Origin of the sequence: Cellulosimicrobium sp. NPDC057862, assembly GCF_042797035.1 — a bacterium.
Taxonomy (GTDB): Bacteria; Actinomycetota; Actinomycetes; order Actinomycetales; family Cellulomonadaceae; genus Cellulosimicrobium.
In genome coordinates this window covers 204469-224015 of sequence record NZ_JBHVMH010000003.1, presented here as the reverse complement: position 1 = coordinate 224015, position 19547 = coordinate 204469, and the positions used below count along the sequence as shown (strand labels likewise).

At 74.9% G+C, this 19547-nt stretch carries 20 protein-coding genes; 17 read left to right on the top strand and 3 right to left on the bottom strand.

The window, feature by feature from the left end; genetic code table 11:
- Positions 1-44 precede the first annotated feature (44 nt).
- Positions 45-638 (top strand): TetR/AcrR family transcriptional regulator, encoded by a 594-nt coding sequence (locus ACFVN3_RS06495; protein WP_378231807.1) that lies wholly within the window; start codon positions 45-47, stop codon positions 636-638.
- 4 nt (positions 639-642) lie between these two features.
- Here ACFVN3_RS06495 and ACFVN3_RS06490 read toward each other — a convergent pair whose 3' ends face one another.
- Positions 643-1380: a hypothetical protein gene (locus tag ACFVN3_RS06490; protein WP_378231805.1), complete on the bottom strand. Its 738-nt coding sequence runs from the start codon at positions 1378-1380 to the stop codon at positions 643-645.
- A gap of 83 nt (positions 1381-1463) precedes the next feature.
- Here ACFVN3_RS06490 and ACFVN3_RS06485 point away from each other — a divergent pair, with 83 nt between their 5' ends.
- Positions 1464-1907 carry a hypothetical protein gene (locus ACFVN3_RS06485; RefSeq protein WP_378231803.1) on the top strand — a complete coding sequence of 148 codons (444 nt, stop codon included), beginning with the start codon at positions 1464-1466 and terminating at the stop codon, positions 1905-1907.
- Positions 1908-1938: 31 nt separating this feature from the next.
- On the opposite strand, the gene ACFVN3_RS06480 is transcribed toward ACFVN3_RS06485, so the two are convergent.
- Positions 1939-3156: a CobW family GTP-binding protein gene (locus tag ACFVN3_RS06480; protein WP_378231801.1), complete on the bottom strand. Its 1218-nt coding sequence runs from the start codon at positions 3154-3156 to the stop codon at positions 1939-1941.
- Positions 3157-3331: 175 nt separating this feature from the next.
- Between ACFVN3_RS06480 and rpmB the strand changes: the two genes are divergently transcribed.
- The 7 genes from rpmB (at position 3332) to ACFVN3_RS06445 (ending at position 6480) form a co-directional block, all read left to right on the top strand.
- Complete coding sequence (gene rpmB, locus ACFVN3_RS06475) at positions 3332-3568, top strand: 50S ribosomal protein L28 (RefSeq protein WP_021483267.1); 237 nt, start codon at positions 3332-3334, stop codon at positions 3566-3568.
- Entirely contained in the window at positions 3568-3735 is a 168-nt protein-coding gene (rpmG, locus tag ACFVN3_RS06470; RefSeq protein ID WP_021483268.1) for a 50S ribosomal protein L33, read from the top strand. Before rpmB ends, rpmG begins: the two co-directional genes overlap by 1 nt.
- Complete coding sequence (rpsN, locus tag ACFVN3_RS06465; protein ID WP_378231799.1) at positions 3735-4040, top strand: 30S ribosomal protein S14; 306 nt, start codon at positions 3735-3737, stop codon at positions 4038-4040. The genes rpmG and rpsN overlap by 1 nt, the downstream gene beginning before the upstream one ends.
- Positions 4041-4101: 61 nt before the next feature.
- The gene (locus tag ACFVN3_RS06460) at positions 4102-4398 is read left to right on the top strand and encodes a type B 50S ribosomal protein L31 (protein WP_378231797.1); all 297 of its coding nucleotides are present in this window, start codon (positions 4102-4104) and stop codon (positions 4396-4398) included.
- Positions 4395-4517, top strand: a complete 123-nt coding sequence (ykgO, locus tag ACFVN3_RS06455; protein WP_047231790.1) for a type B 50S ribosomal protein L36 — start codon at positions 4395-4397, stop codon at positions 4515-4517. Before ACFVN3_RS06460 ends, ykgO begins: the two co-directional genes overlap by 4 nt.
- Before the next feature lie 62 nt (positions 4518-4579).
- The gene (aztD, locus tag ACFVN3_RS06450) at positions 4580-6043 is read left to right on the top strand and encodes a zinc metallochaperone AztD (protein WP_378231794.1); all 1464 of its coding nucleotides are present in this window, start codon (positions 4580-4582) and stop codon (positions 6041-6043) included.
- Positions 6044-6198: 155 nt separating this feature from the next.
- Complete coding sequence (locus tag ACFVN3_RS06445; RefSeq protein WP_047231792.1) at positions 6199-6480, top strand: HU family DNA-binding protein; 282 nt, start codon at positions 6199-6201, stop codon at positions 6478-6480.
- Positions 6481-6580: 100 nt separating this feature from the next.
- Here the strand turns inward: ACFVN3_RS06445 and ACFVN3_RS06440 are convergent, their stop codons facing one another.
- On the bottom strand, positions 6581-6952 hold the full coding sequence (locus tag ACFVN3_RS06440) for a hypothetical protein (protein WP_378231791.1): 372 nt from the start codon (positions 6950-6952) through the stop codon (positions 6581-6583).
- A 180-nt stretch (positions 6953-7132) separates the two neighbouring features.
- On the opposite strand from ACFVN3_RS06440, the gene rpmF reads away from it, so the two are divergent.
- The 8 genes from rpmF to ACFVN3_RS06400 all read left to right on the top strand — a co-directional run bounded on the left by rpmF (position 7133) and on the right by ACFVN3_RS06400 (position 19384).
- Positions 7133-7303 (top strand): 50S ribosomal protein L32, encoded by a 171-nt coding sequence (gene rpmF / locus ACFVN3_RS06435; protein WP_154797174.1) that lies wholly within the window; start codon positions 7133-7135, stop codon positions 7301-7303.
- A gap of 61 nt (positions 7304-7364) precedes the next feature.
- Positions 7365-8660 carry a YibE/F family protein gene (locus ACFVN3_RS06430; protein WP_378231789.1) on the top strand — a complete coding sequence of 432 codons (1296 nt, stop codon included), beginning with the start codon at positions 7365-7367 and terminating at the stop codon, positions 8658-8660.
- Positions 8661-8716: 56 nt separating this feature from the next.
- Positions 8717-9625 carry a ketopantoate reductase family protein gene (locus ACFVN3_RS06425; RefSeq protein ID WP_378231787.1) on the top strand — a complete coding sequence of 303 codons (909 nt, stop codon included), beginning with the start codon at positions 8717-8719 and terminating at the stop codon, positions 9623-9625.
- Between the two features lie 107 nt (positions 9626-9732).
- The gene (locus tag ACFVN3_RS06420; RefSeq protein ID WP_378231785.1) at positions 9733-13896 is read left to right on the top strand and encodes an SCO7613 C-terminal domain-containing membrane protein; all 4164 of its coding nucleotides are present in this window, start codon (positions 9733-9735) and stop codon (positions 13894-13896) included.
- A gap of 178 nt (positions 13897-14074) precedes the next feature.
- Positions 14075-14788: a LytR/AlgR family response regulator transcription factor gene (locus ACFVN3_RS06415; RefSeq protein WP_378231782.1), complete on the top strand. Its 714-nt coding sequence runs from the start codon at positions 14075-14077 to the stop codon at positions 14786-14788.
- Positions 14785-16170: an ATP-binding protein gene (locus tag ACFVN3_RS06410; RefSeq protein ID WP_378231779.1), complete on the top strand. Its 1386-nt coding sequence runs from the start codon at positions 14785-14787 to the stop codon at positions 16168-16170. The genes ACFVN3_RS06415 and ACFVN3_RS06410 overlap by 4 nt, the downstream gene beginning before the upstream one ends.
- A 269-nt stretch (positions 16171-16439) precedes the next feature.
- Entirely contained in the window at positions 16440-18839 is a 2400-nt protein-coding gene (locus ACFVN3_RS06405; RefSeq protein WP_378231777.1) for a glycoside hydrolase family 3 N-terminal domain-containing protein, read from the top strand.
- Positions 18840-18967: 128 nt separating this feature from the next.
- Positions 18968-19384 carry a hypothetical protein gene (locus tag ACFVN3_RS06400; RefSeq protein ID WP_047231800.1) on the top strand — a complete coding sequence of 139 codons (417 nt, stop codon included), beginning with the start codon at positions 18968-18970 and terminating at the stop codon, positions 19382-19384.
- Positions 19385-19547: the final 163 nt, after the last annotated feature.

The window sequence follows — 19547 nt, the reverse complement described above, 5'->3', positions numbered from 1 at the left end:
TAGGAAAACTAGCACAGACAATCTAGCGACGCTAGACTCGTGGCATGAGCACACCGGCAGCAGCGCGCAAGGCACGGCTCCTCGAGGAACGGGAGGCGCAGCTCGTCGCGGCGGCGCGTGTGCTCGCCGAGGAGCAGGGGTGGGAGGCCGTCACCACGCGCCGGCTCGCGGACGCGATCGGGTACAGCCAGCCCGTCCTCTACGGGCATTTCCCGGAGGGCAGGTCCCAGATCGTCACGGCCGTGGCGCTGCTCGGCTTCGAGGAGCTCGCCGCCGCGCTGTCCGCGGCCCGTCCGCAGCCCGGCGCGGGCGCGAGCGGCGAGGCCCGGGTCCGGGCGCTGGTCGTGGCCTACCTCGACTTCGCCGCGCGCCACCCGGCGACGTACGAGGCGATGTTCCACCTGCCGATCGGGGCGGCCTTCGCCTCGGACGAGACGCCGCGCGCGATGCGCGAGGGGTACGAGGCCATCGTCGGCACGCTCCTCGCGCTCGACCGGCCGCCGTCGGACGTGGGGACGGCTGCCGAGGTCGTCTGGGGCGCGATGCACGGGGTCGCCACGCTGCAGCGCGCGGGCAGGTTCTCCCCCGAGAACCACGAGCGCCGCGTCGACGAGCTGGTCCGCCGCGTCGTCGGGTGACGCCTCAGCGGCCGTCGCCCGTCGTCTCCCAGTAGTCGAGGCTGACCGTCCACGGCGGCGGGAGGGTCTCCCGGAGAACGGCGAGCAGGCGCTCGGCCTCGGCGCGGTGCTCGGCGGCGACCGCAGGGTCGTCCCAGCCGTCGAGGTGGTGGAAGTGGTCGTTGAACGTCCGCGCCCACCGGTGGAGGCGAGCGGCGAGCGGCGGGTCGATGAGCGGCCCCAGCTCCTCCGCGGCCGCGGGCGTCGCGGGCCACAGCGGCCAGTCCGCCGCATAGTCGTTCATCAGGCGGAGCGCGTGCTCCTCTCGTCGGAGCCGTGGCCGTCCTGTCACGGACGCGCCTCCCGGGCTGAAGGCCGTCCCGGACAAGGGCGCGACGGCGAACCATCGCGCGTCCGGGGGCGCGTCCTCGTGAGCGCCCTCCCCGCCTCCGTCCGGCGTGGGTCGGTCGGGTTCCGGTGCGACGGTGACCTCGTTCGACGTCAGCCGCCGCAGCGCGGCCTCCAGCGCGTCGATCTCGGCGCGGACCCGTTCGCGGTCCTGCGGCGAGAGGCGCCGGAGCTGGAGGTTGCCGACCGTCTCCTCCTGGTCCGGCGTCAGGTCGTCGACAGGCAGTGGCATGCCCGCCGCGATCGCCGCGGCGACCTCGCGCCACCGCGACTGCGCGAGCCTGGTCGCGCGCAGGGCGCGCAGCCGCGCCTCGATCAGCTCGATCTCCGACCGAGCGCCCTCGTCGTCCCCCATGAGGTCACCGTACTGACGGTGGCACCGGGACCCGGCAACGTCACCGCCCTGGAGCCACCCGCTACGGCCGCGACGTCGATCAGGTGTTCGCCGACGGGGTCGTGGGGCTCCTCGCCCCGGCGGTCCTGGCCGTCTACATCGCCGGGACGAGCTGGCCGCGGCGGACGGGTGTGATCGCAGCCTGCCTGGGCCTCGCTACCTGGGCGGCCCTCGTCGGCACCGCGGTGAGCCTCGCGCGCCAAGGAGGCGGTGCGGTGCGCAGCGCCGTGCCGTCGGTCCACGGGAAAGGGGCGCGCCCGAGTGCTGCTGGTCCCAGCGGGTGGCAGGCGCGAGACTCGTCGGCATGGAGCACGACCGCGCGTCGACGGGACAGGGCGCCGCAGGCCTATGCCCTCGCGGTCGGCCTCGTCGCGGCGCCGCTGCTCCTCGGGCTCGTGATCGCCCGCCCCCGTCGCACATGTGCGTGGCTCGTCGCCACCGTCGGCGGCGCGCTCGTGCTCTTCGTGGTCCTGCTCGTCACGACCTGACCCGTCGGCCGCCTCGCGGCTGCGCGGCGGCTCACACGGCGTCGCTCCGCGCGCCGAGCCAGGGTGCGAGGACGTCGGTGCGGCCGAGCCAGCGCAGGCCGCCGTCGGTGAGCTCGTCGGGCGTCGCGAGCACGTCGCGGAACGCGTCGAGGAGCCGGCTGCGACCGCCGTCGCCCTCCTCGCCGTCCGCCTCCGTCGCCCCGACGATGACGACCCGCGTGTGCGGGTCGACCGGTCGGCCCTCGGCGGTCGTCGCGTCGTCCCAGGTACCGAGCGTGCCGATGCAGAGCTGACCGCCCGCTCCGTCCCACGCGCACAGCGAGTCCGGGCGGTTGGCGACGTGGAACACCCCGCGCGACCGGACCCGGCCGGTGCCGAGGTCCTCGATGCGGCGCAGCAGGCGCTCGGGATCGAAGGGCCGGGCCGACCACAGCTCGATCGTCCAGCTCCGGTCGTCGGCCGGCTTCTCGTGCCGGGGCAGCGGGCCCCGCACGCCGAGCGGGTGGGCGCGGCGCTCGCCGGCGGCAGGGTCGTGGGTGTGCCGCGCGAGGTCGTCGGCCGCGAGCGCATGGAGTCCGTCGACCCGCCGGGTGCCGGCGCCGCGGAGCCGGTCGACGAGCCCGGAGCCGGTGGCCGCGGCCGCGAGGTCCCCGGTCGTCACGACGAGGTCGGCGTGCTCGAGCTGGGCGGCCAGCACCTCGCCGACCGCGCGCTGGTCGTCCTCGGTGAGGCCGACGCCGCGCTCGGTGACGAGGTCGTCGTCGAGCAGGTCGTGCTCGAGCGTGTCGACGTCGGCGACGGCGAGCACGGTCGCGAGGCGGAGGCGTTCGAGCTCGTTGCCGGGCGTGGCCTGCGCGGCGAGAGCCCGGACGACGGGCAGCGACTCGGCGGCGACGGGCAGCGCGAGGACCACGTGGTCCCACCGGCCGTCGGCGGCGAGCCGCCGCAGCGTGGGGACGGCGTCCTCGCGCACCGCGCACGACAGGCACGCGTGCTCGAGCGGGACCTCCTCGTCCTCGACGACCCCGGTCGCGTCGACGACGACCCGGCGCAGCGCGCCTTCGCTCGCCCGGATGTCGTGCCGGAGCGCGACGACGCGCGGCGCCCCGACGACGAGCCCGAACACCGCGCTGTCCCGCAGCACGGGGTCGATCGTCGCGAGGACGCTCAGCGCGACGCGCGGGTCCCCGGCGCCGGAGGGTGCGTCGTCGGGCGAGGCCCCCGACGTGGAGGGTGACGAGAAGGGCATGAAGCGCTCCGATCCGTGGTCTGGGGCGTCCCGCGCGACCTCGCGGCCGGCACCGGGAACAACCTGCTCCTGAGAACTGTTCTCGACAGCGGGTCAGCATAGCGTCTTGACGGGAATGATTCTCACTATCTAGTGTCGTCTCCCGTCGCCTCACCCGACCCCGAGAGGAACCGCCATGTCCGCCGTCTGCCAGGTGCTCGGCACCGCTCCCGGGTTCGGCCACGCGATCTCGCACTCCCACGTGCGGACCAAGCGTCGCTTCGACCCGAACATCCAGAAGAAGCGCTACTGGGTGCCGTCGCTGGGTCGCCACGTGACCCTGCGCGTCAGCGCCCGGGGCATCAAGACCATCGACCGCCAGGGGATCGACGCCGTCGTGGCGCGGATCCTCGCCCGAGGGGAGAAGCTCTGATGGCTACCCGCACCGACCTCCGTCCCGTGATCAAGCTCCGGTCCACCGCCGGCACCGGGTTCACCTACGTGACCCGCAAGAACCGCCGCAACGACCCCGACCGCATGGTCCTGCGCAAGTTCGACCCCGTCGTCCGCCGCCACGTCGACTTCCGCGAGGAGCGCTGATGGCGAAGCGGTCCAAGGTCGCGCGCAACGACCAGCGCGTCGAGGTCGTCGCCCGCTACGCCGAGCGCCGCGCGGAGCTCAAGCGCGTCGTCGCGTCGCCGTCCTCCTCGCCCGACGAGAAGGCGGCCGCGGTGCGCGAGCTCCAGCGCCAGCCCCGCGACGCGAGCGCCACGCGCGTCCGCAACCGCGACGTCGTCGACGGCCGCCCGCGCGGCTACCTGAGGAAGTTCGGGCTCTCCCGCGTCCGCCTGCGCTCGCAGGCGCACCGCGGCGAGCTGCCCGGCGTCACGAAGTCGAGCTGGTGACCGCTGCCGCCCCGAGCGGCGGCCGGTCCCGGCACGTCACTGGCCCAGCAAGGAGAGCACCATGAAGAAGACCATCCACCCGGAGTACGGGCCCGTCGTCTACCGCGACAAGTCCGCCGACTTCGCGTTCCTGACCCGCTCCACCCTCGCGGGCGACCACCCGCAGGGCCCGGGCGTCCCGCGCGAGACCGTGACCTGGACGGACGGGAACACCTACCCGGTCGTCGACGTCGAGATCTCGAGCGCGAGCCACCCGTTCTACACGGGCACGCAGCGCGTCGTGGACACCGCCGGCCGCGTCGAGAAGTTCCGCCAGCGCTACGGCGCCCGCGGCGCGCAGGGCGGGGGCGCGCGATGAAGGTCCGCGCCTCGCTCCGCTCGCTCAAGGACAAGCCCGGGGCGAAGGTCGTGCGCCGGCACGGCAAGACCTTCGTCATCAACAAGGCCAACCCGCGGTGGAAGGCCCGTCAGGGCTGACCCTCGCACCCACCACCACCGGAGAGGAGCGGCCGCCCGGGTCCCCGGGCGGCCGACCACGCATGCACCACACCGCACCCGACCCGACCGACGCCCACGCCGATCCCGCCGGGGCGCCCGCCCCCTCCGGTGACGCGGACCCCGCCGGCACGCGGTCCCGACGGCGCCCGCTCGCCCTCGCGCTCGGCCTCGCCCTCCCGCTCACGCTCGTCGCGGCGTGCGCGCAGGGGGCGGGCTCCGAGGGCGAGCAGGCGGACCCCGCGGAGCCCGCGCCGTCGACCACCTCCGACGTGAGCGAGGCGGCCGCCCTCACGCCGCGCCTCGCGATCACGTACGACGGCGGGATCCAGGTCCTCGACGCGACGACGCTCGAGGTCGTCGACGACCTCGAGCTCGCCGGCTTCAACCGCCTCAACCCCGCCGGCGACGGACGGCACCTGCTGGTGTCCACGTCCGGCGGGTTCCAGGTGCTCGACGCCGGCACGTGGGCCGAGCCGCACGGCGACCACTCCCACTACTACACGGCGGACCCGATCCTCACGGACGTGACCTATGCGGCCGAGAAGCCGGGCCACGTCGTCGTGCACGAGGGGCGCACGGCCCTCTTCGACGACGGCACGGGCGAGATCACCGTGCTCGACTCGGCCGCGGTCGCCGACCCGCACGGCGTCGACGACGCGCGCACCCTGACGACCCCCGAGGCGCACCACGGCGTCGCGGTCGAGCTGTCCGACGGCTCGCTCGTCGTCTCCGAGGGCACCGAGGACGCCCGCACAGGAGTCCGCCTGCTCGACGCCGCGGGCGAGGAGGTCGCGAAGACCGACCAGTGCCCCGGCGTGCACGGCGAGGCCGTCGCCGCGGGCGAGGCCGTCGTGATCGGCTGCGAGGACGGCGCGGTCGTCCTCGCGGGCGGCGCGATCACCAAGGTCGCGGCCCCGGACGCCTACGGGCGCATCGGCAACCAGGCGGGCAGCGAGGAGTCCCCGTTCGTCCTGGGCGACTACAAGTCCGACCCCGACGCCGAGCTGGAGCGGCCGACGCGCGTCTCGCTCATCGACACGCGCGACGCCAGCCTGCGCCTCGTCGACCTTCCCGCGAGCTACACGTTCCGCTCGCTCGGCCGCGGTGACGCGGGCGAGGCGCTCGTGCTCGGCACGGACGGGTCGCTGCACGTCATCGACCCGGAGGCGGGCACCGTCGTGCGGTCCATCCCGGTCGTCGACGCGTGGGAGGAGCCCGAGGAGTGGCAGGAGCCGCGCCCCGCGCTGCTCGTACAGGACGGCATCGCGTACGTCACCGACCCGGCCGGCCGCGCGATCCACGCGGTCGACTACGTCGGGGGCGAGGTGTGGAAGAGCGCCGAGCTCGACGTCGTGCCGAACGAGCTGAACGGGGTCACCGGCAAGCCGGCCGCTGCCGGCGCGGACGACGACCACGAGCACGCCCACGAGGAGGGCGAGCACGGCCACGACGAGCCCGCCGAGGACGGTCACGAGGGCCACGACCACGAGCACGAGGAGGGCTGAGCGCAGACACGCGACGCCCGGAGGCCGCGAGAAGTCGCGCGAAACTCCGCGTGTTCCCTAGTGTTGTCCCCGGTGCACGGCCTCGCGGCTGGCACACTGAGACCGTGACGACGGGTGGTGACCACCGCGCGTCGTGAACCGAAGAAGGGATTCGCATGTCGCTCAACAAGTCCGAGCTCGTCTCGGCCATCGCCAGCAAGGCCGACCTGTCGAAGGCGGACGCCGAGAAGGCTCTCAACGCCTTCCAGGAGGTGCTCGTCGAGTCGCTGGGCAAGGGCGAGGCCGTCAAGGTCACGGGCCTCCTGTCCGTCGAGCGCGTCGAGCGTGCCGCCCGCACGGGCCGCAACCCCCGTACGGGCGAGGAGATCTCGATCCCGGCCGGCTTCGGCGTGAAGATCAGCGCCGGCAGCCTGCTCAAGAAGGCCGTCGCCAAGTGACGTCTCGCTGACCGGCCGCTGTCGGTCCGGTCAGCACGCACGAAGGCCCGGAACCCCGCGAGGGGCTCCGGGCCTTCGTCGTGCGCGGCGTCGCTCGCGGTCAGGCGTGCACGACGTTCGCGAGGATGCCCTGCTGGGTCAGGCGCGTGCCGATCGCCTGGTCGACCTCGGAGAACGCCTTGTTCGAACGCGCGACGCCGACCGCGCCGGCCATGGCGCCGTGCCCGGTCGGCCGGTCGATGCGGGCCACGACCTGGTCGCCGTGGAGCATGAAGTCGACCGTGAACACGAGGTGCTGCGCCTTGCCGGCGAACGCGCCGAGCCAGAACGTCTTCTGCTTGCTCCCGCGCTCGGCGGCCCACTGGCCCGTGGGGCGCGTCGTGACGGTGAAGCCCTGCTCCTGGAGCGCGGCGTGCAGGTGCTGCTTGGCGACCTCGGGGTCGCCGGACAGGAAGTAGTCGACCGTGGCCATGGTGGCTCCTCGTTGCGTTCGGTGGCTTGTCGGGACGGGGGTGTGACCGCTGTGCCGCCGCCGGACGGGCGGACGGCCCTCGGGATGCTACCGCCGTCCGGAGTCGTCCCCTCGACCGTCTTGAGAATCGTTCTCAGGAACCGCTAGGCTGGGCGCACCACCCACCGGAAGGACCTCCCCATGGCCGTGCCCAAGCGCAAGCTCTCCCGCTCCAACACCCGCGCCCGCCGCTCGCAGTGGAAGGCGCAGGTGCCGGAGCTCGTGACCGTCGTCGTCGACGGGCGCGAGGTCACCCTCCCGCGCCGTCTCGTCGCGGGCGTGCGCCGCGGCTACGTGACGCTCCCGGAGTGACCCCGGTGCCCGACGGCGCGTGCCGCCCCGCGCCGTCGGCCCGCCGTGGCAGCATCCTCGGGTGAGCGAGCCGAGCCCCGACCCGACGCCCGACCCCGTCCCCGGGCGCCGGGAGCGCCGCGAGCAGACCGGGCGGTCGCGCGCCGACCTGCACGGGCACGGCCACGCGCACGGGCCGGCGGCCCCGGCGACGCGGCGTGTGCGCCTCACGCTCGCAGCGCTCCTCGTCCCGGCCCTGCTCGCGACGCTCGCCGGGCTGGTCGCGCTGTGGCCGGCGTCGGCCGACGTGCCGGACCGTATCCCCGTCGCGGCCGAGGGCAGCACGGTCCTGCGCGCCACCGTCACCGGGCCGATCGACCCCGAGACGGACGAGGTGCCCGCCCGCCTCGACGCGGGGTCCCGCGCGGGCGGCGAGGACGTGGGCGGCGACGCGATCACGGTCAACGCCCCGCCCGAGTACGTCGCCTACGGGTTCGACGAGGGCGACCGGCTCCGCGTCCTCTACATCGCCGAGGCAGCGGGGGCGGGGGTCAGCCCGTACGTCTTCATGGACTTCGAACGGGGCCTGCCCATCGGGGTCCTCGCGATCGCCTACGCCGTCGTCGTGCTCGCGGTCGCGCGCTGGCGCGGCCTCGCCGCGCTCGCCGGGCTGGCGGGCGCGTTCGTCGTCATCACGTGGTTCACGCTGCCCGCGCTGCTCACGGGGCAGAACGCGCTGGGCGTCGCGCTCGTGACGTCGTCTCTCGTCATGTTCGTCGTGCTGTACGTCGCGCACGGGTTCACCGCGCGGACGTCGACGGCGCTCCTCGGCACGCTCGTCGGGCTCGCCATCACGGCGGTGCTCGGGTGGTGGGGGTCGGGCGCGTCGAACATCACGGGGCTCACCTCGGAGGAGTCCCTGTGGATACCGCAGTACGCGCCCTCGCTCGACATCCAGGGCGTCGTGCTGTGCGGGATCGTGCTCGCGGGCATGGGTGTGCTCAACGACGTGACCATCACCCAGGCCTCGGCGGTGTGGGAGCTGCGGGCGGTCGCGCCGCTCGCGACCCGGCGCGAGCTCTTCGCGCGCGCGATGCGCATCGGGCGCGACCACATCGCCTCGACCGTCTACACGATCGCGTTCGCGTACGTCGGCGCGGCGCTGCCACTGCTCATGGCGGTCTACCTGTCCGACCAGAACCTCGCCACGAGCCTCACCTCGGGCGAGATCGCGGAGGAGGTCGTGCGCACGCTCGTCGGCTCGATCGGCCTCGTCCTCGCGATCCCGGTCACGACGGCCATCGCGGCGCTCACCGTGCCCGGCACCGCGTCGGTGGCGTCCGTCCCCGTGGGTAGGGTCGAGGTCCCCGCGGCGTGACGACGGGGCGTCCCCGCCCGTCCGGACGGGACGACCCGAACGACGGGAGGACGACGGTGACGGAGACGACGAGCGGCCGGGGCCGCCGAGGGGCAGCGGTGCTGGGGCCGGGCGGGGTCGGCGGGCTGGTCGGTGCGCTGCTCACGCGTTCCGGGGTCGACGTGACCTTCCTCGCGGGGGAGGCCACGGCGACGGCGCTCACCGAGCACGGCGTGCACGTGCGCAGCCGCCAGGTGGGCGAGCTCCACGTCCCCGCGCGGGCGGCCACGCGGCTCGACGGGCCGGTCGACGTCGTCCTCGTCGCGGTCAAGCAGACCGCGCTCGACGCCGCGCTCGACCGCGTCCCGCCCGAGGTGGTCGGCGACGGCGTCGTCGTGCCGTTCCTCAACGGCCTCGACCACCTCGACGTGCTGCGCGCGCGGTACGGGACCGAGCGCGTGCTCCCCGCGACGATCCGCGTCGAGTCGACGCGCGTCGCGCCGGGCGAGATCGAGCACACGAGCGCGTTCACCGACGTGGACCTCGCGCCCGGCGGCGTCCCGCCCGAGCGGGTGGAGGCCGTGCGCGCGCTCCTGGACGGGGCCGGGATCTCGACCACGGTCCACCCCGACGAGACGGCGCTGATGTGGGCCAAGCTCGGCTTCCTCGCACCGTTCGCCCTGCTCACGACGACGCACCGCGCCCCGATCGGCGAGGTGCGGACCACGTTCCGCGCCGAGCTCGAGGCGCTCGTGCGCGAGGTGGCCGCGGTCGCCGCGGCGAGCGGCGCACCGTCGGACCCCGAGCGCACGCTCGCGTTCTACGACCGGTTCGCGCCCGAGGCGAAGTCGTCGATGCTGCGCGACGCCGAGGCCGGGCGCCCGCTCGAGGTGGACGCCATCGGCGGCGCGATCGTCCGGGCCGCCGACCGCGCGGGCGTGGACGCGCCGCTCACGCGCGCCCTCGTCGCCGGCCTCGGCGGCTGACGGCCGAGCTCCGGGGAGGGCGTCGGCCGGGAGCCTTCACCGGACCGCCACGCGACCCCCTGTGGACGCGTCCCCAGGAGCCTCACAGGTTCGCCAGGATGTCCGTCATGAGAGAGCCGTGGGTCGACGTCGCGCTGGCGCGGCTGCCCGAGACGCGTTCCTGCCCCGCGTGCGCCGCGACGCTGCGGTCGTCCCGCTGCGACCGGTGCCTGCTCGACCTCACCGGCCCGCTCGCGTTCGAGGTCGCCGCGGCGTCGAGCGACGCGGCCGACGCGCTCTCGCGCCGCCAGGTCGCGCTCGACGCCCTGCGCGCGAGCCAGCCCGAGGCCGCCGCGTGGGCGGCCCGCACGGCGGCCGCGATACCGCCCGGCGCGCGCGCGGTCCCCGCCGGTCCTCCGCGCGCGATGCGCCCCCTCGACGCGACCGGTCGCGGCCAGGCGGGCGCGCGCCCGCCGGCCGTCGCGCCGGTGCCGGGGTCCGTGCCCGGACCCGCGCTCGGGCCACGCCGTCCGGTTCCCGCCCGTCCCGGGGCGGTCGGGCCGGTCCCGCCCGTCCCCGCGGTGGCGGGACCACGCGGTGTCGTCGTACCGGGCGCGGCGCCCTCGCGCTCCGTGGGCCTCCAGCCCGTCCTCGCCGGGGCAGGGGCGGGGCTCCTCGCCGTCGCGACCGTGGTCTTCGTCTTCTTCACCTTCGCGGACGACCTCGCCCTGCGCGCCCTCGTGACCGGGGTCGTCACGGTGCTCACGGTCGGGGCCGCGGTGCTCCTGCGGTCGCGCGGCCTGCGCTCGTCCGCCGAGGCGGTCGCGGCGCTCGCCGTCGTGCTCGCGGTCGTGGACGTCGAGCTTGCGCTCAGCGCGTGGGCGCTCGACCCGGTGGGCACCGCTGCGGCGCGCGCGTCGCTGCTCGCCGCGGTCGTCGCGGGCCTCGGCGTGGTGGGGGACCGGGCGCGGGTCCGCGCCTGGGTGACGAGCGCCGTCGTGCTCGGGCCCCTCGTCCCGCTCGTCGCGGCGCCGGCTGCGGGGGCGCCCTGGGGCTGGGCGCTCGCGCTCCTCGCGACGGCGTGCCTGACGGCACTCGCGGCGCCCGTGGCGGCGCGCTCCGGCGCGCGGGTCGGCAGCGCCCTGCGGGGCGAGCAGGTGCTGCTCGGCGTCGTGCGCACGGTCGCGGTGCCCCTCGCCGTGGTCGTCGGGCTCACGGTCGCCGCCCCGTCGGGCCTGCCGACCGGTTCCGGAGCCGCCCTCGTCGCGCTCGGTGCGGCGCTCGCGGCCACGCTCCTGCGCGTCGCGACCCGCGAGCGGCGCTGGTACGCGGTGGGCGGTGCGTCGGCGGTCCTCGCGGGGGCGCTGCTCGGGACCGGGGGCGACGTCGCGTGGCTGGGCCTGGTCCCCGCGCTCGCCGCCGTGACGTGGCTCCTCGTCCTGGTGCTCACGTCGCCGCGCGTGGTGTCCGGGGTGCTCGGCTCCCCGGTCCCGGCCGTCGGTCGGTCGGACGCCCTGCTCGGCGGTGCGGTCGTCGCCCTCGTCGGGGCCGGGCCCGCGCTGGCCGTCGCGGGGGTGCGCGCGGCCGAGGTCCTCGTGACCGGCACCGCCGGGACCGCCGCGACGCTCGACGACGCGCCGCTCGGCGTCGGCGTCCTCTCCGCGGGGCTGTGGGGCGAGGGCGTCCGGGGCGGCACCGCCGGCGCTGCGCTGCTCGACGCGACGATCGCCGGCCTCCTGTCCGCCCTGGTCGTCCTCCTCGTCGCCGCCCGGCTCTCGCTGCGCACGCCGGTTCCCGTGCCGTTCCCCCGCCTCGCTGGTGCGCGACGGCTCGGCGCCGCCCCGGTCGTGCGGACCGGGCGCGCGCTCGGGCCGTGGGTGCAGCTCGCGCTCGTCGTCGCGCTCGTGCTGGACCCGCGGCTCGCGGGGGCCACCTCCCTCGCCCTGCTGACGCTGCTCGCCGCGCTGCTCGTCGTCGCGACCGCCCGCCCCGTCGCGACCGGTGCGCCCGGGAGCGGCGCCGCTCCCGGCGCGCTCGTCCGGGCGGTCCGGCGCGGGCTCGGTCGTGCCCTGCGCCCGGCCGTCCGGCGGCTCCCCGGCCCGCGCACGGCGGTGCGGCGCGGCGTCCTCCCCGTCGGGCGGGCCGAGGCGCGCGTCTGGCGCGCGGCCGCCGTCGCGGGCGCGATCGCCGCGGTCCTGCTCCTCGTCGCCGGGTCGTGGGTCACGCGCCCGACCGCGACGGCCGGGGCGGTGGTCGTCGGGGTCCTCCTGCTCGCGGCGCGCGCAGCGGCCCCGCGGGGCCTGCACGCGCCGCTCGTCGGCACCGCGTACGGGTACGTGCTCCTCGTGCTCGGCGTCACCCTCGCATGGAGCGGCGCCGGGACCGTCGCGGTCCTGTGCGCGGTCTCCGGGGTCGCCTCGCTCGCCGCGCTCGCGGTGACGCTCGCCCCGCGCGTCGACCGGGACTCGTGGTGGGCGGTGCTCGGCGTGACCGCCGTGCCGTTCGGGCTCGGCGTCCTCACGGTCGTCGACGAGCGCAGCTGGTGGTCCGTCGCCGCGTGCGTCGCGATGCTCGCGCTCGAGGTCGTGCTCGTCGGCTCGCGGCGCCCGGGGTCGGTCACCGCGCTGCGCGTGCTCGCCGCCGCCCTCGTCCTGCCGACGGCGGCCGTCGCCGTCGTGAGCGCGGGTGCCCTCGTCCTGCCGGGCAGCGGCTCGCCCGTCGTGCTGCCGGTCGTCGCGCTGCTCGTGGCGACGGCGCTCGCCGCGGCCCGCCCGGTCACGGCCCGGATCCACCTGACCGCCGGCCGCGTCGCGGTCGAGGCGAGCGCCGCGCTCACGGGGGCGATCGCCGTCGGGCTGGCGTTCGGGCGTCCGGCCGCCGGGCCCACCGTCGCGGTCGCGGTGCTGCTCCTGCTCGCGGTGGGCGCGGGGCTCGCCGCGCGCGAACGCGACCGGCGCGCGGAGTGGTGGCTCGCCGCCGCGCTCGGGACCGCCGCGCTGTGGACGGCCCTCGCGGCCGCGGACGTCGGCCTCGTCGAGGCGTACACCGCGCCTCCCGCTCTCGCGGCCCTCGTCACGGGGGCGCTGCTCGCCCGGCGCTCGCGCCGCTGGTGGGAGCTCGCGAGCGCGGGCCTGGTGCTGCTCGTCGTGCCGTCCGTGCTCGCCCTGGGTGCGGCGCCCGGGGCTGGCGACGTGCGGGCGCCGCTCCTCGTCGCGGCCGGGGCCGCGGCCGTCCTCGCCGCGGTCCTGCTGGGTCGCGGGGCGGGAGAGGGCACGTGGAGCCGCGCTGCGGCCCTGCGGCTCGCGGGCGCCGGGGTGCTCGCCGCGACCGGCGGGACCGTCGAGTCGCTCCACGTGGCGCACGCGTCGGGCGGCGGCACGGTGTTCGCGCTCGGGTTCGCCTGGGCGCTCGCCGCGGGCGGGGTCGCGCTCGGCGCGGGCCTCGTCGGGGCCGGGGTGGCTCCGCGGGGCCGGGGCGCCGCCGTCGCGCGGCGCTGGGCCGTGGCGCCCGCCGCCGCCCTCGCGGTGGTGGGGACCGTCGCGAACGTCCGGCCGGTGTGGGGCGTCATCGCGACGGTCTGGCTCGTCGAGGTGGCCCTGCTCGCGCTCCTCGTCGTCGGGGTGCGGCGCGCGGTCCGCGGCCGGCTCGACCTCCCGCCCGCGTGGTTCACGTGGTCGCTCGCGCTCGTCGCCGCGATCGGCGCGTGGTGGCCGCGCGAGCTGCGCGTCGAGGTCTTCTCGCTCCCGCTCGGCGCGGGCCTGCTCGTCGCGGGGTACCTCGCGCTCGCGGCCGGCACGACGGCGGTGCCCGGTGCGGCGGGCGGCGACCCCGGTGCCCTGGCCGGTCCGGGCGGCCCGGGGAGCAGCCGGGCCCCGGGCCCCGGTGGAGCTCCTGCGCGCACGACGCCGACCCTCGCCGGGTGGCCCGTCGGGTTCTCCGGGTCGTGGCGGACGCTCGCCCCGGGCCTTCTCGCGCTGCTCGGCCCGTCGGTCCTCGCGACGTACACCGACGCGCGTACGTGGCGCGCCGTCCTGGTCATCGTGCTCGCGCTGGCCGCGGTGCTCGTCGGGACGCGCACGCACCTCGCGGCACCGTTCCTGCTCGGCGTCGCGGTGCTGCCGGTCGAGATCCTCGTCGTGTTCGTGTCCCAGCTCGGCACGCGCATCTCCGCCGGGCCGTGGATGCTCACGCTCGCCGCGGCGGGCGGGCTGCTGCTCATCATCGCGACGTACTACGAGCGCCGGATCGCCGCGTACGACGGTGCCGCGGCCTACGTGCGCGACCTCCGCTGACCACAGATCCCTACCGCATGACTTGTTTTCGCGCCGCGTAGCCCATAATGGCCGGGGCCCGTCGGCGTGACGACGGGCCCGACGGCAACGTAGGCGCAGGGCGGGACCGCGACGGCACACGGCAGTGTCCGGTCGAAGCGGTCACGCCCAGGGGGCGTAGTCCCTGGAGAACGGCATCGTGATCAGGATCGGCATCGTGGAGGACGACCCCGCGAGCAGCGCGCTGCTCGTGGAGTACCTGCGACGGTACGAGCGGGAGCACGACGAGCAGTTCGCGGTCGCGATGTTCACCGACGGCGAGCAGGTCGTCGCCGGGTACCGGCCCGACTTCGACATCCTGCTCCTCGACGTCGAGATGCCGAACCTCGACGGGTTCAGCGCCGCCCACCGCATCCGGCAGATCGACGCCGACGTCGTGCTGATCTTCATCACCAACATGACGCAGCACGCGATCAAGGGCTACGAGGTCGACGCCCTGAGCTACATGCTCAAGCCGCTGCGGTACTTCGCGTTCTCGCAGGAGCTCAAGCGCTCGGTCGCGCGGCTCCGCCGCCGGTCGGCCGACTATCTGCTCCTCGCCGTCGACGGCGGGCTCGCGCGCGTGGCGACCGACGACATCGTCTTCCTCGAGAGCGCGAAGCACCGCACGACCGTGCACACCGTCGACGGGCGGCACTCCGTGGTCGGGCCGCTCAAGGCGCTCGAGGCCCAGCTCGAGGGCAAGGACTTCTTCCGGAGCAACAGCGGCTACCTCGTGAACCTGCGGCACGTGCTGGCCATCCAGGGCAGCAGCGTGCTCCTGGTCGGCGGGCACGACCTGCTCATCAGCCGGGCCCGCAAGAAGGCGTTCCTCGCGGCGCTGACCGACTACCTGGGGGAGCGGCGCGCATGACCCAGGCGGCCTCGATCCTGGAGACCCTGCCGGACATCCCGCGCGCGCTGACCGGGCTCGCCGAGTGGCTCGCGTGCCTGGTCTACGTGCTCCTGCGGCGGCCGCGCCTGCCCCGCCCGCAGCTCGTGCTGCTCGCCGCCGCGGCGCTCGGCGCGCAGGTCGGCGTGCAGGCCCTCGCCGACCTGCTCCCGCGGCAGCTCTGGACCGTGGGCATGGCGGCCGCCGTCGCGTGCATGTACGGGTTCATCGTCGCGGCGGCCCGCGTCTCGGCGCGGGACGCCGGGTACTTCGCGGCCCGGGCGCTCGTGCTCGCCGAGCTCGTGGCGGCCCTGCACTGGCAGGTCCACTGCTTCTTCTTCCTGCCGGAGGGCCGGCCGGGGACGGCGTGGCAGGTCGCGTTCTTCGTCCTCGTCTACGCGGTGGGGTACGGGGTCGCGTACGTCGTCGAGTCGCGGCACTTCCGCCCCGACCAGGAGCTCGACGTCACGGTCGGCGAGCTCGCGTCGGCCGTCGCGATCGCGCTCGTCACGTTCTTCATGAGCAACATCAGCTTCCTCAACGCGAACACCCCGTTCAGCGGGCGCCTCGGCCTGGAGATCTTCTACATCCGCACGCTCGTCGACCTGTGCGGGTTCGTCGCCCTGTACGCGCAGCAGGGCCAGCGGCTCCAGCACCAGGCACGGTCGGAGGTCCGGGCCATCGACGAGATGCTCCGCCGCCAGCACGAGCAGTACCTCCAGTCCAAGCGGAACATGAAGATCGTCCACCGCAAGTACCACGACCTCAAGCACCAGATCGGCGTGATCCGCGCCGAGGTCGACCCGCGACGGCGGGCGTCCTACCTGGACGACCTGGAGGCCAGCATCTCGGGTCACGCCCGGCAGGCGGACACCGGGAACGGGGTGCTCGACGTCATCCTCACGACGAAGAGCCAGGAGTGCGCCGAGCGCGACATCGACCTGACGTGCGTGGTCGACGGCGCCCTGCTCGACTTCATGTCCGCCATGGACGTCGCCGCCGTGTTCGGCAACGCCCTGGACAATGCGATCGACGGCGTCATGGCCGTGCCCGACCCGGAGCAGCGGATCATCAAGGTCGCCGTCTACGCGCGCGACCGGTTCGTGCTGCTGACGGTGGAGAACTACTTCTCCGGCGAGCTCCACACCGAGGGCGGCGACATCGTGACGCGGCGCTCCGACCGGACCCGGCACGGGTACGGGCTCAAGTCCATCCGGTACACCGCGGAGAAGTACGGCGGCTCCATGACGGTCAACACCGAGGACCGCTGGTTCCTGCTGCGCGTGCTGCTCCCGCTGCCGCAGGACCGCCCGCCCACCGCCGGCACCCCCCGGTCGGCCGCGTCGGCGACGACCACGGCGTAGGTCTTCCCGTCCCGATCCGACGGGACCTCCGGCCCGCGTGCCGTGACCACCTCGTGACCTCGCCGACCGATCGTGCACGCAAAGCGACGGTTCGTGCACCGGGCCGCCCGGGCCGCGCGCGCCGTCCATAGCGTGGCGGCGCGGCTCAGGACCACGACGTCCCGGGCCTCGACGGGTTCGCAGAGCTCGCTCAGCCACGCACGTACCCCGGGTGGGGCGGCGGGGACGGCGCGGTGGCCGACGAGCGCGGAGACGACAAGGGAAGGTCGATGAAGACAACGACAACGGCGGGAAAGCTCGACGGCAGGGCGGCGCGCGTCCGGGGAGCGGCGGCGCTCGCGGGCCTGGCCCTCGTGGCCACGGCGGGGTGCACGGCCGGCACCCCGGACGAGGAGAGCGCGGCGGACGCGTTCACCACGCGGGAGGTCACCGACGGGACCACGACCTTCGTGGTCGTCGACAACCCGGGTGACGGCCCCACGCTCTCCTACGGCGCGGACAGCGCCGTCGAGCTGCTGACCGAGGAGGTCGACGGCCAGGAGTACGCGTTCAAGGACATGAACGCGAACGGGACGCTCGACACCTGGGAGGACTGGCGCGAGACCGCGCAGGACCGCGCCGCGGCGCTGTCCGAGGAGCTGACGATCGAGCAGATCGCCGGCCTCATGCTGTTCAGCTCGCACGAGCGCTCGCAGGCGGACGGCCTCACCGACGCGCAGAAGGAGTACCTGACGGACTCCCACCTGCGCAACGTCCTGCACGCGGGCCCGAGCGACGTCGAGGCGACCGTCACGTGGGCGAACGAGATGCAGGCGTACGCCGAGTCGCTCGCGAGCGCGGACGAGCCGTACGTCCCGGTGAACTTCGCCTCCGACCCGCGCTCGACCGCGGGGTCGGGCGGCTACAACGCCGAGGGCGCGGACATCTCGCGGTGGCCGTCGAACCTGGGTCTCGCCGCGACGTTCGACGTCGAGCACATGGACAACTTCGCCGAGATGTCCTCCGCGGAGTACCGCGCGCTCGGCATCACGACGGCCCTCAGCCCGCAGATCGACCTCGCGACGGAGCCCCGCTGGCTGCGCGTCGGCGGCACGTTCGGCGAGGACGTCGACCAGAACACCGAGCTCGCCGCCGCCTACGTCGACGGCTACCAGAGCACGACCGGCCAGGAGGGCTGGGGCCCCGAGTCGGTCAACGCGATGATCAAGCACTGGGCGGGCGACGGGCCCGGCGAGGGCGGCCGTGAGGCCCACACCGACGCCGGCAAGTACGGCGTGTACCCCGGCGGCAACTTCGACGCGCACACCGAGGCGTTCCTCGGGTCCCTCGACTCCGCGGCCGTCATGTCCGCGTACTCGATCGCGCTCGACGGCGCGGGCGAGCCGCTGTTCGGCGAGCGCGTCGGCACGGCGTACGACGACACGCGCATGAACCTGCTGCGCGAGGAGAACGGCTACCAGGGCGTCGTCGTGACCGACTGGGGCGTGACGACCGGGGTGAACGACGAGGGCGCGGTCATCGCGACCGGCTGGGGCGCCGAGGACCTCACCAAGGAGCAGCGCCACTACGAGATCCTCAAGACCGGCCACGACATGTTCGGCGGCAACAACGACGTCGCACCGGTCCTCGCCGCCCACGAGCTGTGGCAGGCCGACTTCGAGGCCGGCACGAACGACGTCGACGCCGACACGCGCTTCCGCGAGTCCGGTGCGCGCATCCTCACGATGTTCTTCAACCCGGGCCTGTACGAGAACGCGTACCTGGACCTCGACGAGTCCACGAAGGTCCTCGCGAGCGACGACAAGGTCGACGCGGGCTACGCGGCGCAGCTCGACTCCGTGGTCCTGCTCAAGAACGACGGCGAGACCGTCACCGCCGCGGACGCCGAGGCGTGGAAGGACAAGACCGTCTACATCCCGCGCAACTTCAACACCGGCTTCGCGAGCTCGTTCGGACCGGGGGAGTACACCGAGGGCGCCGGGATCGACCTCGAGGTGGCGGAGCAGTACTTCGGCACGGTCGTCACGGACGAGGCCGTCACGGACGCGGACGACAAGGTCACGAGCTACACCGCGCCCGACCTGTCCGACGTGGACCTCGTGCTCGTGGGCATGGACAGCCCGGACAACGGCGGCACCTTCTCGAACATCGGGCACGACGTCGAGAACGACACCTGGTACCCGCTGTCGCTGCAGTACCGCCCGTACACCGCGGACGGCGCGAACGTGCGCCAGACCTCGATCTCGGGCGACCTGCTCGCGGACGGCACGCGGCAGAACCGCTCGTACTTCGGCAACACGTCGAAGATCGCGAACGAGTCGGACCTCGACGCGTTCGAGCGTGCCGTGGCGGCCGTCGAGGCGACCGGCAAGGACATCCCGGTCGTCACCGTCCTCAAGGCGACCAACCCGATCGTCCCCGCCGAGTTCGAGGCCGCGTCCGACGCGATCGTCGTCGGCTTCGGCACGAGCGACCAGGCGCTCCTGGAGGTCGTGCTCGGCCTCCACGAGCCCCAGGGCCGCCTCCCCGTCCAGTTCCCCCAGGACATGGACACGGTCGAGGCGCAGCAGGAGGACGTCGCGAAGGACATGACGCCCTACACCGACGCCGCGGGCAACGCCTACGACTACGGCTTCGGCTTGAGCTACGGCGGACCGATCACGGACTGACGGACCGCACGGGCGGGCGGTCGCACCAGCGGCCGCCCGTCCGGGGCAGGCGGCGCCCGCCCGGCGCCGTCCGCCCCGACCAGGCCGCGGGGTGGGCCCGCGGCGCGAACGAACCAAGGAGCAGGACAGTGAAGCGGAACAAGGCGTTGACCACGGGGATCGGGCTGCTCGTCGCCGTCACGGGGGCCTTCGGGCTGACGGCGTGCGGGAGCGGGGACGACTCCGCTGCCGGGTCGTCGTCGTCCGAGAGCCAGTCGACCGACGTCGACGTGGCGACCGACCTCGAGAACGCGCGCACGGCGGTCGCCGACGCGCTGGCGGAGGACGACAGCTGGGCGCAGATCATGCTCGCCAGCGACGTCAAGGAGCCGACCGTGAAGTACGGCCTCCTCGTGGTGCCCTTCGTCCCCTCGGACGCCGCCTCGCGCGTCCAGGGCACGGTCGACATCAAGGACGGCGAGTACACGATCGAGGCCGACTCCGCCGCGACCGGCGAGACCTGGCAGATCGACCAGGACGGCACCATCACCCCGGCCGGGGAGTAGCCGAACCGTGCCTCGCCCGTCCGGCGCGCGCCCGACCGGCCGGACCGCCGGCCGGACCGCCGGACGGACGAGGCACCACCCCGCGCACGGGTCGCGCACGACGACGACTGTCCGTGCCGCAGAAACGACCGATCGTGCAGCCGCGGCGGGCGGCGCCGTACCC